The sequence below is a fragment of the Nocardioides sp. genome (assembly GCF_036267815.1).
Taxonomy (GTDB): domain Bacteria; phylum Actinomycetota; class Actinomycetes; order Propionibacteriales; family Nocardioidaceae; genus Nocardioides.
This window is the reverse complement of record NZ_DATAVI010000095.1, coordinates 1-13,523: the sequence shown is the minus strand read 5'-3', so window position 1 is coordinate 13,523 and position 13,523 is coordinate 1. Positions and strand designations below refer to the sequence as shown.

General features: G+C 67.8%; 11 protein-coding genes, 4 tRNA genes and 3 pseudogenes. 8 read left to right on the top strand and 10 right to left on the bottom strand.

The features are described from left to right. Window positions 1-183 precede the first annotated feature (183 nt). Together VHW64_RS19365 and VHW64_RS19360 are read left to right on the top strand one after the other, a co-directional pair. Window positions 184-678, top strand: a complete 495-nt coding sequence (locus VHW64_RS19365) for a (4Fe-4S)-binding protein (protein WP_329652210.1) — start codon at window positions 184-186, stop codon at window positions 676-678. Next, entirely contained in the window at window positions 675-1,028 is a 354-nt protein-coding gene (locus tag VHW64_RS19360) for a GNAT family N-acetyltransferase (RefSeq protein ID WP_329652209.1), read from the top strand. The genes VHW64_RS19365 and VHW64_RS19360 overlap by 4 nt, the downstream gene beginning before the upstream one ends. On the opposite strand, the pseudogene VHW64_RS19355 reads toward VHW64_RS19360, so the two are convergent. Next, window positions 998-1,606, bottom strand: a pseudogene (locus VHW64_RS19355) (phosphatase PAP2 family protein). The gene VHW64_RS19360 and the pseudogene VHW64_RS19355 overlap by 31 nt on opposite strands. 358 nt (window positions 1,607-1,964) lie before the next feature. Here VHW64_RS19355 and VHW64_RS19350 point away from each other — a divergent pair. Then, window positions 1,965-4,772 (top strand): AAA family ATPase, encoded by a 2,808-nt coding sequence (locus tag VHW64_RS19350; RefSeq protein WP_329652208.1) that lies wholly within the window; start codon window positions 1,965-1,967, stop codon window positions 4,770-4,772. A 277-nt stretch (window positions 4,773-5,049) separates the two neighbouring features. Here the strand turns inward: VHW64_RS19350 and VHW64_RS19345 are convergent. From VHW64_RS19345 to VHW64_RS19335, 3 genes are all read right to left on the bottom strand, one after another. After that, window positions 5,050-5,124, bottom strand: a tRNA-Val gene (locus tag VHW64_RS19345). Window positions 5,125-5,193: 69 nt separating this feature from the next. Next, a complete protein-coding gene (locus VHW64_RS19340; protein WP_329652207.1) occupies window positions 5,194-6,021 on the bottom strand; it encodes an aminotransferase class IV in 828 nt (275 codons plus the stop codon). 10 nt (window positions 6,022-6,031) lie between these two features. After that, a complete protein-coding gene (locus VHW64_RS19335) occupies window positions 6,032-7,054 on the bottom strand; it encodes a glycosyl hydrolase family 18 protein (protein ID WP_329652206.1) in 1,023 nt (340 codons plus the stop codon). 112 nt (window positions 7,055-7,166) lie between these two features. Here VHW64_RS19335 and VHW64_RS19330 point away from each other — a divergent pair. The 4 genes from VHW64_RS19330 to VHW64_RS19315 all read left to right on the top strand — a co-directional run bounded on the left by VHW64_RS19330 (window position 7,167) and on the right by VHW64_RS19315 (window position 8,007). Continuing rightward, window positions 7,167-7,239 (top strand) — tRNA-Gly (locus VHW64_RS19330). Between the two features lie 25 nt (window positions 7,240-7,264). Continuing rightward, window positions 7,265-7,335 (top strand) — tRNA-Cys (locus VHW64_RS19325). Between the two features lie 19 nt (window positions 7,336-7,354). Continuing rightward, a tRNA-Val gene (locus VHW64_RS19320) sits at window positions 7,355-7,429 on the top strand. Window positions 7,430-7,521: 92 nt separating this feature from the next. Continuing rightward, the gene (locus tag VHW64_RS19315) at window positions 7,522-8,007 is read left to right on the top strand and encodes a DUF6907 domain-containing protein (RefSeq protein WP_329652205.1); all 486 of its coding nucleotides are present in this window, start codon (window positions 7,522-7,524) and stop codon (window positions 8,005-8,007) included. Between the two features lie 298 nt (window positions 8,008-8,305). On the opposite strand, the gene VHW64_RS19310 is transcribed toward VHW64_RS19315, so the two are convergent. Further along, window positions 8,306-8,554 carry a hypothetical protein gene (locus VHW64_RS19310; protein WP_329652204.1) on the bottom strand — a complete coding sequence of 83 codons (249 nt, stop codon included), beginning with the start codon at window positions 8,552-8,554 and terminating at the stop codon, window positions 8,306-8,308. Between the two features lie 804 nt (window positions 8,555-9,358). Between VHW64_RS19310 and VHW64_RS19305 the strand changes: the two genes are divergently transcribed. Beyond that, a complete protein-coding gene (locus VHW64_RS19305; protein ID WP_329652203.1) occupies window positions 9,359-9,778 on the top strand; it encodes a helix-turn-helix transcriptional regulator in 420 nt (139 codons plus the stop codon). Window positions 9,779-9,781: 3 nt separating this feature from the next. Here VHW64_RS19305 and VHW64_RS19300 read toward each other — a convergent pair. From VHW64_RS19300 to VHW64_RS19275, 5 genes and pseudogenes are all read right to left on the bottom strand, one after another. After that, window positions 9,782-11,188, bottom strand: a pseudogene (locus VHW64_RS19300) (tyrosine-type recombinase/integrase); the annotation flags it as partial. 351 nt (window positions 11,189-11,539) lie between these two features. Next, window positions 11,540-12,388, bottom strand: a complete 849-nt coding sequence (locus VHW64_RS19290) for an IS30 family transposase (protein WP_422656608.1) — start codon at window positions 12,386-12,388, stop codon at window positions 11,540-11,542. 79 nt (window positions 12,389-12,467) lie between these two features. Continuing rightward, window positions 12,468-12,716, bottom strand: a pseudogene (locus VHW64_RS20355) (IS30 family transposase); the annotation flags it as partial. 238 nt (window positions 12,717-12,954) lie between these two features. Next, complete coding sequence (locus tag VHW64_RS19280; RefSeq protein WP_329652202.1) at window positions 12,955-13,350, bottom strand: IS5 family transposase; 396 nt, start codon at window positions 13,348-13,350, stop codon at window positions 12,955-12,957. After that, window positions 13,347-13,523: ATP-binding protein (locus VHW64_RS19275; protein WP_329652239.1), on the bottom strand; the 177-nt coding region annotated here is incomplete at its 5' end. The genes VHW64_RS19280 and VHW64_RS19275, both read right to left, overlap by 4 nt.

Sequence of the window (13,523 nt, the reverse complement as noted above, 5' to 3'; positions counted from 1 at the left end):
CACCATGGTGCGTTCCGGCAGGCGGAACCCCAGGGAAAGTCCCGGGTATCCAACGCCGCCTGCGTTCGATCACCACCGGGAATCGACGGGGCGGAAGCGAGGAGCCCGGGAACATCCCTGGGGCAGTGCGCGCGGCCACCACTCACACTCGAGTCGCGGTCGCACCTGGTGGAAGGACCCGGCATGGCCAGACGCACCTATCGCGGCACCGACATCGAGGTCACCTTCGACGACGACCTGTGCATCCACGCCACCGAGTGCGTCCGTGGCCTGTCCGAGGTGTTCGACCGCGATCATCGGCCGTGGATTCGTCCGGACGACGCGCCGGCGGAGCAGGTGAGCATGGTCGTGGAACGGTGCCCGACCGGCGCATTGACGTACCGCCGCCTCGATGGGCAGGTTGACGAACGCACCCGCCCTGTCACGGTCGTGACCACGGTCGAGAACGGCCCGTTGGTGCTCCGGGGTGACCTGGTGGTTCGGCGTACGGACGGGCAGCTCGAGCGGCTTCCCCGAGCAGCCCTGTGTCGTTGCGGCCGCTCAGGGAACAAGCCCTTCTGCGACGGCAGCCACCTCGCCGCAGGATTCGAGGCCGCCGGTGCGATGCAAGCCCCCGCGCCCCAGCTTTCCCCTCGGGGGGCGATTGCCGTTGACCCGACTGTCCCCGGAGCGCCATGACGACCGATCGGCAACCACCCTCGAACGGCTACCGACAGGGTCAGCCCGCCCTGACGGTGACCGACAACCTTCGTGCCGGCCGGTTCGAGCTCCGCGTCGGCGACGAGTTCGCCGGGTATGCCACGTACCGGGACGGCGCATCCGGTCGTGCCTTCGAGCACACGGTCATCGCGGCGGAGTTCGAGGGTAGGGGCCTGGCCACAGAAATCATCCGGTTCGCCCTTGACGAAGCCACCCGCGCCCACCGACGGGTGCTGCCGTTCTGCCCGTTCGTCCGCCTGTTCATAGAAACGCATCCGGACTACCTGACCCTGGTGGTTCAGCCCGAGCGTTTCGGTCTGACACCATGACGGAGAGCCGTCAGTTGCGGCGAGGTCGTCAAGGTTCCGGCCGCCGCCACCCCAGCCCCGACAAGTACGTCGAGAACCCAATGATTGCCAGTTCCGACGACGACGATGCTGGTCACCATCGGATAGGCGATGCCTGCGAGCTGATACGCACGCCGGCCGCTTCGCCACGCGATCCACGCCGCCCAGACCGCCCATCCGACGTGGAGCGAGGGCATCGCAGCCAGCTCGTTTGTGAGTCCACCAAAACCGGCCGGCGCGGAGGCGTGGCTGCTCCACCAGCCGTACTCCGAAACGCGCGCGAGGGTATCGACATACCCGCCCGGCATCAGTCACGGAGGGGCGGTGGGATACGCGAGATAGACGGTCAAGCCGATCGCGGTGGTCACGATCAGTGCGTTCCGAGCGCGTGCATATCTGCAGGAGTCTCGCCGGTACAGCCAGATCAGTACGCTCGGAGTGACGCCATAGAGCAGGACGGCGTACCAGTACGACGCCGCCAACGCCAGAGGCAGCCACCCGGAGATCCTGTGGTTCAGCCAGAGCTCGAGGTCGATGTGGAGCCATCGCTCGAGTGTCACGAGGCGGTCTGCATGTCGTCGGGCCGGGGCAACGTCGCTGTCGGCGAGCGTGCGGCTGGCGGTGTAGGCGACGTAGAACACACCGAGCAGGACCAGCTGCCACCCTCCCGTACGCCTGTCATGGCGCTGACCTTGGGTCCCCGCGATCGGCTCGCAATTGTTGTGGGTTGGCCTTGGTGGACACGAGAAGGGGAACGCCGTGGGTGGTTTCCCTCCGACTGCCGGGCAGCTCTGCCAACCGGTGAATCCCGATCCCGTCGCATGCTCACAGCGAGATTGGCTGGCTACCCCCGGGAATGTTCCTGGCACTCAGATCGGTCTTGGCGGCTGGCTACGGTGCCGCTCGAAAGGGATTGAGATGTCGGCATCTCGAAGCCCGGACCTGCTCGGTCGTCACAAAGAGCGTCTGCAGCTCGAAGAGCTTTTGAGGAGCGCACGCCGGGGTCATGGCGGCGCGGTCGTCCTGCGGGGCGAAGCGGGAATCGGCAAGTCCGCCCTCCTCGGCGAGCTCGTCGACCACGCCGACGACTTCGTCGTCTGCCGCTCGGTCGGCGTCGAGTCGGAGATGGAACTCAGCTACGCCGGGCTTCAGCAGCTGTGCGCCCCGATCCTGGGCTACCGTGAATCGCTGCCGATGACCCAACGCGGCGCATTGGAGAAGATCTTCGGGCTAGCCACCGGTTCCTTGCCCGACCGGTTCCTGGTCGCGACGGCTGCGCTCTCGCTGGTGGTGACAGCCGCCCGCGACACCCCGGTTCTCTGGGTAGTCGACGACCCACAGTGGCTTGACCGGTCCTCAGTGCACACCATCGGGTTCGTCAGCAGGCATCTCGTCTCTGAGCGAGCAGTCGTCGCAATCGCCACGCGAGCGCACCTTGACGGCGACGATCTCGAGGCCCTGCCTCAAGTCCATCTGGTCGGGTTGAACCTCGAGGAGGCTGAACGGCTCATCCCGCTGGTAGCCGGACCGACGGACCCGTCTGTCCGCACCCGCATCCTCGCAGAGGCTCGGGGCAATCCGTTGGCGCTACTGGAGCTGCCGCTGACCTGGACAGAGGCGGAGGTGGCCGAAGAGTTCGACCACCCGGAGCGGCGCACTCTGACGGCCAAACTGGACCTCGCCTTCACCCGTCGCGTCCGCGCACTTCCGCCAGAGACGCAGAACCTGCTGGCCCTCGCGGCGGCCGAGCCGACCGGAAACCCGCTTCTGCTGTGGAGGGCGGCCAAGGTGCTGGGACTCGACCGCGACGCCGCCGTCCCGGCCGAGCACACGGGCCTCATCGAGATAGACGAGCATGTGCGGTTCCGCCACCCGATCGTTCGTGCCGCCTCCTATCGCAACGCCCCCGTGTCGATGCGTTTGGACGCCCACCGAGCGTTGGCAGAGGTGACGGACCCGATCCGGGACCCAGACCGACGCGCCTGGCACCGTGCGAGCTCCACCCTCACCCAGGACGAGGAGATCGCCCGGGAGCTCGAGCAGTCCGCCGGCCGGGCCAAGGCGCGCGGCGGACTGCTCGGTGCCGCGGCGTTTCTGGAGCGGGCCGCACTCCTCAGCCCGGACGGACCTCGACGTGCAGACCGGACTTTGGCCGCTGCACAGGCGAAGCACGAGGCCGGTGCTCTCGACTCCGCGCTTCATCTGCTGTCCGCCGTGGAGTCGGAGCCGGGCTACCCTTCCGAACTGCGCGACGCTCTTGTGCAACGACTGCGCGGCCGCATCCTGTTCGAGCAAGGACTGGGGCTCGAAGGGACCGAACTCCTCCGCGACGCCGCTGTACGCCTCCAGCCCCTCGAGCCGGGGCTGGCTGCGGACACTCACGTCGAGTCCCTGGTGTCAGCCATCTGGGCGAGTGGTACCGAGGGCCAGGAGCTTGTCCGCAAGTCGGCTGAGGCGGCTCGTTCGGCACCGCGGCTCAGGAGCCCACAGACCGCCGAACTGGTAGTGGACGCGATCGCCAGCTGGACGATCGAGGGTGACGCGGCCGCGTCGGAGAAGACGCGCTTGGCGTTGGCCAGGGCCCGCGACCAGGCGACCAGACGAGCAGGAGTTGACGGACCCTTCTGGCCTGTCGTGAACAGGACCGCGGGAATCCTCGCTCTCGAGACATGGGACTACGAGACCGGGCTCGTGCTGGCTGAGCAGGGGGTCTCGGTCGCCCGCGAGTCGGGTGCGCTAGTCGAACTGATGCTCACGCTCCCGTTCCTGGCCAACTATCTCACCCTGGGCGGAGACATGGTGCGCGCGATCGGTTTGATGGAGGAGGTCCGGCAGCTCTTGACCACGACCGGGTTCCAGGATGCTGGCCTTACGGACGCGGTTCTGACTGCAATGCGCGGTGACTCTGCACTCACCCTGACGATGGTCGAGGCGCTGCGCCAAAAGGCCGTACTGGAAGGTCGAGGAAGGTTGGTTGCCTTCTCCCATTACCTGAGCTCGATACACCACAACGCGCTGGGGCAGCACGAGCAGGCCCTCGCATGCGCGAAGCTGGTAATGGACGGGTCCGTGTTCGGATACCGGACGCTCGCCGCCTCTGAGCTCGCGGAGGCAGCCTCGCGGCAGGGCGACGCCGGGGCGCTGGCCGTGGTGTCGAACTGGACCACGGCGCGCGCGTTGGCGGCCCCTACTGACTGGGCTCAGGGCATCGCAGCCCTGGTCGGCGCCCTCGCCGCCGACGATCCGGACGCAGCCGACGTCCTGTACCGGGCCGCAGTCGAACGGCTGGATCGGACGCCGCTGCGATTTCCCTGGGCGAGAGCTCAGCTGTTGTACGGCGAGTGGTTGCGACGCCGAGGCCGAAAGGCCGACGCTCTCGAGCGACTGACGGCCGCTCACGATGCCCTGACCGGGATGGGCCTTCAGAGCTTTGCCGAACGCGCGCATCGTGAGATGACTGCTACGACCGAGCGCCGCGTCCGCCGGCTCGTGGACGACCCCACCGTCCACTTGACAGCCCAAGAGCTCCAGGTCGCCGAGCTGGCTCGCGGAGGACTGACCAACCGAGAGATTGGGGTGCGCATGTACCTCAGCGCCCGCACGGTCGAGTGGCATCTGCGCAACGTCTTCGGAAAGGTGGGTGTCTCGACGCGCCGGCAGCTCCGAGAGGCCGACCTGACTATCTACCTATCCGCCGAGGCGCACCCCGGCGATCCAGCGCATTAGACCGCGACCTTCGGGATCACCTGCCTGCCTCCGTAACGCTGTCGTGAGCCTGCGCGTGCGCCCAAAGGACTCAGTCGACGGACTCGGCGCATCCATCCTGAACGCGACAACGCCGGCCAGCAGACCTCCGGACGTTGCGCTGGGGAGGGGAAGGAGCGTTCACCGGCGCACTGGTCTAGTCCACAGAGTAAAACTCTGTAGCCCACATATTGCCTATGGGCCTCGATGCCGATCTTGCGGAAGGGACCGTCGCCGCAGGTCAAGGGCAGGTTGCGCGTGGTGGGCGATACTGGGTTCGAACCAGTGACCTCTTCGGTGTGAACGAAGCGCGCTACCACTGCGCCAATCGCCCGTGCGGACGCCGACTTTAGCGCACGGGTCGCCGCTCCCCACATCCGCACCACACGCAGGGATCGAGGCCTCAGGGGGACTCGAAGAGCTCGCCTTCGCGCTCGTGCCAGACCTGGCGAGCCTGCGTCGTGATCGGCCCCGGCGCGTCGAGCTGGCGGTCGTCCCAGCGCCGGACGCCCTGGACGTCGCGGGTGCTGGAGGTCAGGAAGACCTCGCTCGCCGCCCTCGTCACGACCTCGATCGGCTCGTCGACCTCGGTCGCGCCGTACCACTCGAGCACGAGCCGGCGGGTGACCCCGGCCAGGCAGCCACTGGCCAGGGTCGGGGTCCGCAGCTCGCCGTCGACGACGTAGAAGACGTTGGTGCCGGTGCCCTCGCACAGGTGACCTCGCAGGTTGGCGAAGACCGCCTCGCTCGAGCCGCGCTCGTGGGCATGGGCCAGGGCGCGGACGTTCTCGCCGTACGACGTGGTCTTGAGCCCGGCGAGTGCCCCCCGCTCGTTGCGTGGCCAGGGCACGGTGCTGACCGTGGCTGTCTCGGGCCACGGGTCGACCGGAGCCGTCACGACCGTGAGGGTCGGCTGCCCGTCGCCACGGTGGGTGCCCAGGGGTGCCAGCCCCCCGGTCCAGGTGATCCGGAGCCGCGCGAAAGGCGGCACTTCGCCCTCGAGGACCGCGGCCATGCCTCGACGTACCTCGTCCGGATCGGGATCGGGGAGCCCGAGCCCGCGCGCCGAGCGGACCAGACGCTCCAGATGCAGACCCGGGGCGAAGAGCCGGCCGTGCACGACCTTGACGACCTCGAAGACGCCGTCCCCGACCGTGACGCCGTGGTCGCGGGCGGCCAGGGCCGGAGCGTCCGGGTCGGCCAGGAGCCGACCGCTCACCCACGTGCGCACGTCGCCGACCCTAGACCCCTGCGCGTCCCAGGGGGTCGGCGCTGCCCAGCTGCCAGACCGCGACGCCGTGCAGCCTGAGGTGATGAGCCAGAGCGACCCGTCGCTCGTACGAGCGGTGGTCGGACCACCACAGCGTGCCCTTGCCGAGGTGCGCGCTCCACTCCCCCGCTCGTGCGTGCCAGCGAGCAGCGTCACCGGCGAGCCGCCGGGCGCGGGCGTCGGAGACGGTTCGCCCGGAGCCGTCGTGTCGCCACAGGTAGCCGTATCCCGCGATGCCGAGGTCGACCCGTCCACGACCCACCGCACGGATCAGCGGAGCGGCTGCGCGCCTCGCCCACGGCAGTGCCCCGACCGGGCCGGGACCGCTCCAGCCGGGCCCGTGCTGGTCGTAGGCCATCAGCACGAACCGGTCGACCGCACCGAGCTGTCCGAGCAGGTAGCCGTGCCGGCCGTACGACGCCCGCGAGCCTTCCGCCATGACAGCCATCGAGAGCGACGCGGTCGACGGGAGGTCTGAACGCAGCTGGGTGGCGAAGGCCGCCAGCCCGGTTCCGTCGGGTCGGCCGAGAGACTCCAGGTCGATCTGGATCCCGTCCCAGCCCTGTCGGCGGACGACCCGCGCCAGTGCCGCTGCCACCTTGCTGCGGTGGACGTCGGAGCCGAGCAGGCGGCGGGCGAGGGCAGGGTCGAAGTCGCCGAGCGAGTCCGAGTAGTTGCTGACCAGGAGCTCGCCGGTGTCGCGGTGTGCGTGTGCCGCGCGGAGTGCCTTCTTGGCCGGGCCCGCGACGGCCGTGATGCCGTCGGCATCGGGCGTCACCTCGACCCCGTCGACACCGATCTCGTCGACGGTACGACGGTCGCTCAGGTAGGCCCCGGCTCCTCCGCCCCAGCCCACGACGTACCCCTCGACCGACAGGCTGCCGTGCGGACCGGCCGTCGCGACGGCGCCGTCCAACGCGGTCGACGAGACGCAGACGACGAGCGTGATCAGGGCCGCCAGGGCCCCCGGAAACCGTTCGCAGCGGCGACGCATGCGCCGAAATCTACGCGTGCGACACGGCGCGACGGCCGAATTGGAGCCTCCGAGGGCATCGGCTATGGTTCTGTTCGCGTCTCCGGGCTGGCTTCAAGCCGGGGGTCTGCAGGCGGACGTAGCTCAGTTGGTAGAGCGCAACCTTGCCAAGGTTGAGGTCGCGAGTTCGAGCCTCGTCGTCCGCTCGGAGCGGGTCTCGAGCCCATCCAGGGTGGGTTGGCCGAGAGGCGAGGCACCGGACTGCAAATCCGTATACACGGGTTCGAATCCCGTACCCACCTCGAGAGCAAGACCCGACCCGGGCGATTGGCGCAGCGGTAGCGCGCTTCCTTGACACGGAAGAGGTCACTGGTTCAAACCCAGTATCGCCCACCAGAAACATGCAGGTCAGAGGCCCTTCGAGGGCCTCTTTCCTTGTCGCGTGCAGGCTACGTGCGCAACGGTCCGAGGCTTACCGAGAGGAAGCCATGATCACCGCCGAGCTGAACCCGTCAGAGATCCAGTTCACCTGCCCGCCATGGTGCCGTGTCACCCGCGAGGAGCATCTGCAGGACCTCAGCAACCACGAGGGCCGCTGCATCCACTGGAGCGCTGACCGCGAGGGGAGAAACTGGGCCCTCGCTCTCTCCGGCTACACCTATCCGGACGGGACGCCGGCCGACGATGAGGGCCTGAACATCGAGCTGTCGGCCCAGACCATGATGACGCCAACGGAGGCGCGGCGTCTCGCCGCCGAGCTCATCCACCTGGCCGACACGACCGAGCCACTGAACCACGAGGCTTTCACGGTCATCCTGGAGGTCATGGAGACCACGCTCGAGGAGGCAGCCACGGTGGCCGGGGTCGACTTGTCCACGGCCACACGGGCGGACGCCCACTTGCTGTCTCGCGTCCTGGGGTTGCGGCTGACTGGACGCGACGACACGAGCGTTAGCATCGAGGCGCAGTCATGACCGCCACGTCGGTCAGGGAAGCCTGCGCGATCTTCGTCGGCAACATCGAGCGAGCCGTGAGTGAGCGTGGTCGAGAGCTCACGGAGGTCCTGGCCGCGGCTGGAGTGTCCGAGGAGCTGCGGGGGACCTGGACGTCGTTGAGACCTTCCAGATCGCGGAGGAGCTCGGTCTCACGGTCGAGGAGCACGCGGACCTGTACCGCGTCTAGCCTGGTCCCGCTGGACTGCCTACAGCTCGCAACGCCCGTCGCTGAGCGCAGCGGCGGGCGTTGTCATCCCTAGCGTGGCCGCGCGCGAACTCAGGACGCGACGTCCTCACCGTCTGTCGCCGCGCGCTGGTAGAACCGCAGGTACTCGCGGTACGCCTGGCGAGTGAAGTCGTTGCGCAGCCCTCGGCGCCATTGGTTGTAGCCACGCAGCCGTGCCTTGACGGTGAGCGGAGTTAGGAGGCTGGGGCGGTCGGCGGTCACCCATACGCGCACGCAGCCTTGAAGCTTCCACTCGCCCTCGGTGAGCGCGTGTGGGGCGCTGAGGCCGTCGCCGTTCATGCGTCCTCGACGGCTCTCTACTGTGACCGGTCGTAACGGCTGGTCAGTTCGGGTTGAGGGTTGAAGGCCCACAGTGTGTAGGCGTTCGCACGTCGTATGAATCGCATCATGGTCAGACGCATGCGAGTCTCCATCGGTGGCCATTGGGTCTGTCGTCACCACCTTGCGCGATGCATGTTTCAGGCGTGTTAGAACGATCCAATATCTGGATGACAATCGCCGGCACGTGAGATTCACCGCGCGCCACCCCTTCGGGTCTAGGCGGTTGTCAGGGCTTGGTCTTAATCTCCGATTCCCGGCCCGGTCGGAGAGCCGCGGACTCGCCCCTTCATTGCGGGCGTCGAGCCGATCGCCTGCGGCACACCGAGGGCTCCGGACCACCGGACCCACGCCCCGCAACTCAAGCAGATGCGGGGCGTTGGTCTGCTCCCGCATCCCACCTCGCCAGGTGAAGACGACCCTGGAGCTACAGGCGCACTCTGTTGAAGGTCGACCGGGTGCGGCGCAAACACTTCGGTCGACACGGCTCCGACGGGACCGGAGGAGCCGGGCGCCCCGTCCTTCTCTCCTGTCGGGCGGGGCGCCATCGACCGAGTAGATGCCCCTACCGAAAGCAGGTCCACCATGACCACGACACCTCAAGAGCCCGGCAGCGACGACCCGGGGACCGACCTCCCCAACGACCCTGACGTCGATCCCACTGGCGTCGACGTCCATGCGTCGAGGATGTCGCGCCCTGCGTGTATATCCTTGGACGCACATCCTAGACGTAACATTTATGCTACGCTCCCTAACGAGGAGTTGATGACCATGCCCGAGCAGAGCGCGTTCTGGGACGACCTGGCCCGCGATCTGGAGAACCCCGAATTCCTCCGCGAGTACATCGCAGAGTCGATGCGAATCGCGACCATTGACGCGATCGTCAATGCCCTCGACGACGCCCGCCAAGCCGCTGGGCTATCCAAGGCCGAGCTTGCGCGGGCCATCCAGGCCGAGCCGGCGACGATCCGACGGCTCTTCTCCTCCGACAAGATCAACCCGACCCTCGGCACTCTCGCCGAGGTAGCTGCAGCGCTCGGGCTGCGGATCACCGTCGAGCCCTTGGCGAAGAACGAGCGCAACCAGGTCACAGATCCGCTTTTGGCGGGTCGTTCCGCCGACCCGAAGCGGTTGGCCAGGCACCTCGACACCCTGCGAACGCGCAAGACCAAGGTTCCTGCTTGACGGTCAAGCGATCGAACGAGGGTTCCGGCTCAGGTACTCCTCGCCGAGGGCCCGAACGTCCGCGTACTCCTTCTCGGACAGCACCGTCCGGAACGGCTTGTCGCGTCCGTCGATGATCACCAGCAGCGGCTTCTCGCGCGCCTTGGCCTCGTAGTCGAGCAGGCAGAAGAGCCTGTAGTGGTGGCGTCGGGGACCGTCAGCGCGAAGCTCGAACCAGCCGCTCATGTAGCCCTTCATAGCCTCCCAGTAGCCGCCGCCCGCGAACCGCTTCGGCGGCGCCGTCGCGACAGCGATGAGAGCTGCACGCATCTTCGCCCGCACGCTGGCGGGATAGGAGTCGAGCGATTCCCTCCCAGGCGTGGCCTCGTTGGCATCGTCGGCCTTGTGGCGCTTGAAAAAGACGACCTCGTGCTCGTCGTCGGGCGACGGCCCGGTACGGACAGCAAGTGACTTTGGCTTCGGCTTCGTCGCCTTGCGACGATCGCGTCGATCAGGACTCATCGGCGTCCATCCGGTCGTGCAGCTCCGACAACCGCCGGGCGATCTCCGCGTCACGATCCGCCGCGGCGTGCTGGTAGCGCATCGCGGCACCCGGCGTCGAGTGACCGAGTCGACCCATGAGCTCGGCAAGTGTCGCGCCGGTGTGCGCAGCGAGCACCGCGCCCGTGTGGCGCAGGTCGTGCCATCGCAGGTCTTCGCGCCCGCGGCCTTCCGGGCCGGGTAGTAGACCTTGTACAGCGTCGACGGCGCCATGTGCAGGTTGTCGTCGGCAGCCGCCGGGAAGAGCAGCGCGTCCCTGCCGGGTGCAGTGAGGTTCTTCAGGTGGTCCTTGACGAGCGGCACCAGATGCGGAGGGATCGCCACATCACGGCCGCCGGCGTCGGACTTCGGCGGGCCGACGATGAACTCACCGTCGACGCGCACCACTCCCCTGCGGATCTTCACCCGGTTCGTCCGCAGGTCGATGTCGCTGCGGCGCAGCTCCGCCAGCTCGCCGAAACGCATCGCGCACCAGGCCGCGAGCAGCGCCATCAGCTTGTAGCGGTCGGGCAGCTCCTCGACGATGATCCGCAGCTCCTCGAGGCTGGCCTGCTGCACGTGGTGGGCTCGCTTGGTGTTGCCGGCGCCCCGGATGTGCGCGGGGTTGTACGGGATCATCGGGGTGGGTCGCTCGGAGGCGGCGCTGGCGAAGATGGTGCGGAGCAGGCTGTAGGACTGCGCCTTGATGCTCTCTCGGCCCGGCTCGAGGGCGTCGTACCAGGCATTCACATCGTCGTTCGAGATCTTGTCGATCCCCTCGTCGCCGAACGTCGGGTAGATGAACTTGTCGAGCAGCATGCGGTACTGAGAACGAGTGGTCGGCCGGAGCGCGCGACCGCGGGTCTTGCGGTTCTCCAGCCACTGGTCGCCGTACTCACGAAGCTTCGCGCGTTGCGGCTCCGGACGCCATGCAGCACGGTCTCGGGGCCCAGACCCTCATCTCGATCTCGGCACGTCGCGCTGACAGCCAGGCGATCGCGTCGTCCTTGGCTCCGAAGGTCATCGAGGCCCGGTACAACTGTGCGTCCGGTCCCGTGTAGGCGGCGCGGTACCGGCCCGACCGCAGCCTCTCTATTCGACCGAAACCCCTCCGCCCCGACGCCTGCTTTGTCGCCATGCATCCTCCGAGAGCCAGAACGAGTGTCAGCGACGGTTGAAAACTGACCCCGGAGCGTCGGGCGAGTTCCAGGGCGAATTCGAGCCGGCGTCGCAACACCAAGGTCAGGACGAGGCTAGCGAAGCAGCGAAGATCTGAGCCGGTGTGGCCCACTCGAGCGTCTTGCGGGGGCGGGTGTTGAGGCGCTCCTCGACTCGGCGTAGATCCTCGACAGAGTGGGCGCGTAGGTCGCTGCCCTTGGGGAAGTACTGGCGCAGGAGGCCGTTGCTGTTCTCGTTCGTCGGTCGCTGCCAGGGTTTGCCGGCGTGCGCGAAGAAGACACCCTCGCCGAAGAGCGCAGCGATCTGGTCGTGGCCGGCCATCTCCGAGCCCTGATCCCAGGTCAGCGTGAACCTCACGGACTCCGGAAGGTCTGTGAGCGCCTCACGGATGCCGAGGATCAGGCCCTCTGCGGTGCGACGTCCGGGCAGGTGGATGAGCTTGATGTAGCGGCTGCGTCGACAGACCAGGGTGCCGATCGCCGACAGGCCGCCACGACCGGTGATCAGGTCGCCCTCCCAGTCGCCCACGCGACCCCGCTCAGCGGCGACAGTCGGGCGGTGATCGATGAGCAGCGCAGGCGCGATGAACCGTGGCGTCCGCTCGTGGGCTCGGCGGCGGCGCTTCCGTAACGGCCGTCCGGTGCGCAGCTTCTTGGTGAGTTGCCTGCTCAGAACACCATTCGCGCCGTTGTAGAGCGCCTGGTAGATGGTCTCGTGGCAGACATGCCACCGCGGCCTGTCCGGGAACTCCGCGCGCAACCACGCCGCGATCTGCTCCGGACTCCACTCCAGCTCGAGCTTGGCCTGGACCGCCTCCCGCAGACCCGGTTCGACGACCAAGCGACCACCCCGCGGACGCTCCAATCGCTCGCGGGCTCGGCTGTGGGCAAGATCGCCGTCGTAGCCGCCCACATCGGCCGCGGCGCCGTTCCGGGCAAGGTCCCGGGCTGATCGTCGAGGGCGATCGGCCGAGTCGACGAGCGATCTCCCGCATCGAGAGGCCCTGACCGCGCAAGGTCGCGATTCGCTGCCGCTCCAGCAACGACAGGTAGCGGTCCGAACGCTCACGCTCAACGCGCCGTAACGGCGGGAGGCCACCGCGCTCGGCACGCCACCGGTATCCAGTCTTCCGACCGACCCCGACCAGCTTGCAGGCCTCGACCGTGCCCACGCCTGCCAAGATCAGCTGCCAGTACTCATCCTCGATTCCCAGACGCCGCTTGCGGCCCCGTCTCGCCATCGTCATGCCCCTCCTCTAGCAGGAGGTGTTGCGACGTGGTCTGGAACTCGCCCGACGCTCCGGGGTCAGTTTTCAACCGTCGCTGACAGGGACGTGGATCGCGTTGAGCACATGGCGAAACATTGGCGAGTCGTTGCCCTGGCCGGGACCCAGCAGCATGACCAGCGGGCGGCCGCTGCCGTCGCAGGCGTGGTGGATCTTGGTCGACAGGCCGCCGCGGGAGCGGCCGATCGCATGGTCAGCCGGCTCGAGAAGCCGGTTCGTGTGATTCGACAGCTCCCCCTGTGTCGCGGGCCAGTGTGGTCGCGTGCTGGTGGGCGCGGTTGATCGTGGAGTCCACGCTCACCGCCCAGTCGATGTCACCGGCCGCGTCGGCCTCGGCGAGCAGACGGGTGTGGATCTTGTCCCAGGTGCCGTCGAGGCTGAAGCGGTGGTGGCGCTTCCACACCGTCTGCCAGGGCCCAAAGTCGCGTGGCAGGTCACGCCACGCGATCCCGGTGCGGAAGCGGTAGATGATCCCCTCGATCACCTGCCGGTGATCGCGGAACGGACGGCCCCGCTGACCGTCCGAGGAGGGCAGGAGCGGCTCGATCCGAGCCCAATGCGCGTCATCAAGGACAGCTGTTCGCGTCACCCACCCAAGAAATCACCCGTGACCGGCTCCCTTTGGGAGACACGCCCTAGATGGACGTAGCCCAGTTCGTCGAGGCACAGCAGGTCGAGTCGGGCGTAGCGGCCCACGATGCGGGAGAGTTCCTTGTCGTCGGCGGCCTCGATGAGTTCGTTGACCAGGGCGGCGGTGGTGAC

Bases quoted from the DNA above. Each gene is read 5' to 3' on its own strand.
- VHW64_RS19360 (WP_329652209.1), top strand. From the start codon at position 675: ATGACGACCGATCGGCAACCACCCTCGAACGGCTACCGACAGGGTCAG.
- VHW64_RS19305 (WP_329652203.1), top strand. From the start codon at position 9,359: ATGACCATGCCCGAGCAGAGCGCGTTCTGGGACGACCTGGCCCGCGAT.
- VHW64_RS19365 (WP_329652210.1), top strand. From the start codon at position 184: ATGGCCAGACGCACCTATCGCGGCACCGACATCGAGGTCACCTTCGAC.
- VHW64_RS19310 (WP_329652204.1), bottom strand. From the start codon at position 8,554: ATGAACGGCGACGGCCTCAGCGCCCCACACGCGCTCACCGAGGGCGAG.
- VHW64_RS19315 (WP_329652205.1), top strand. From the start codon at position 7,522: ATGATCACCGCCGAGCTGAACCCGTCAGAGATCCAGTTCACCTGCCCG.
- VHW64_RS19335 (WP_329652206.1), bottom strand. From the start codon at position 7,054: ATGCGTCGCCGCTGCGAACGGTTTCCGGGGGCCCTGGCGGCCCTGATC.
- VHW64_RS19350 (WP_329652208.1), top strand. From the start codon at position 1,965: ATGTCGGCATCTCGAAGCCCGGACCTGCTCGGTCGTCACAAAGAGCGT.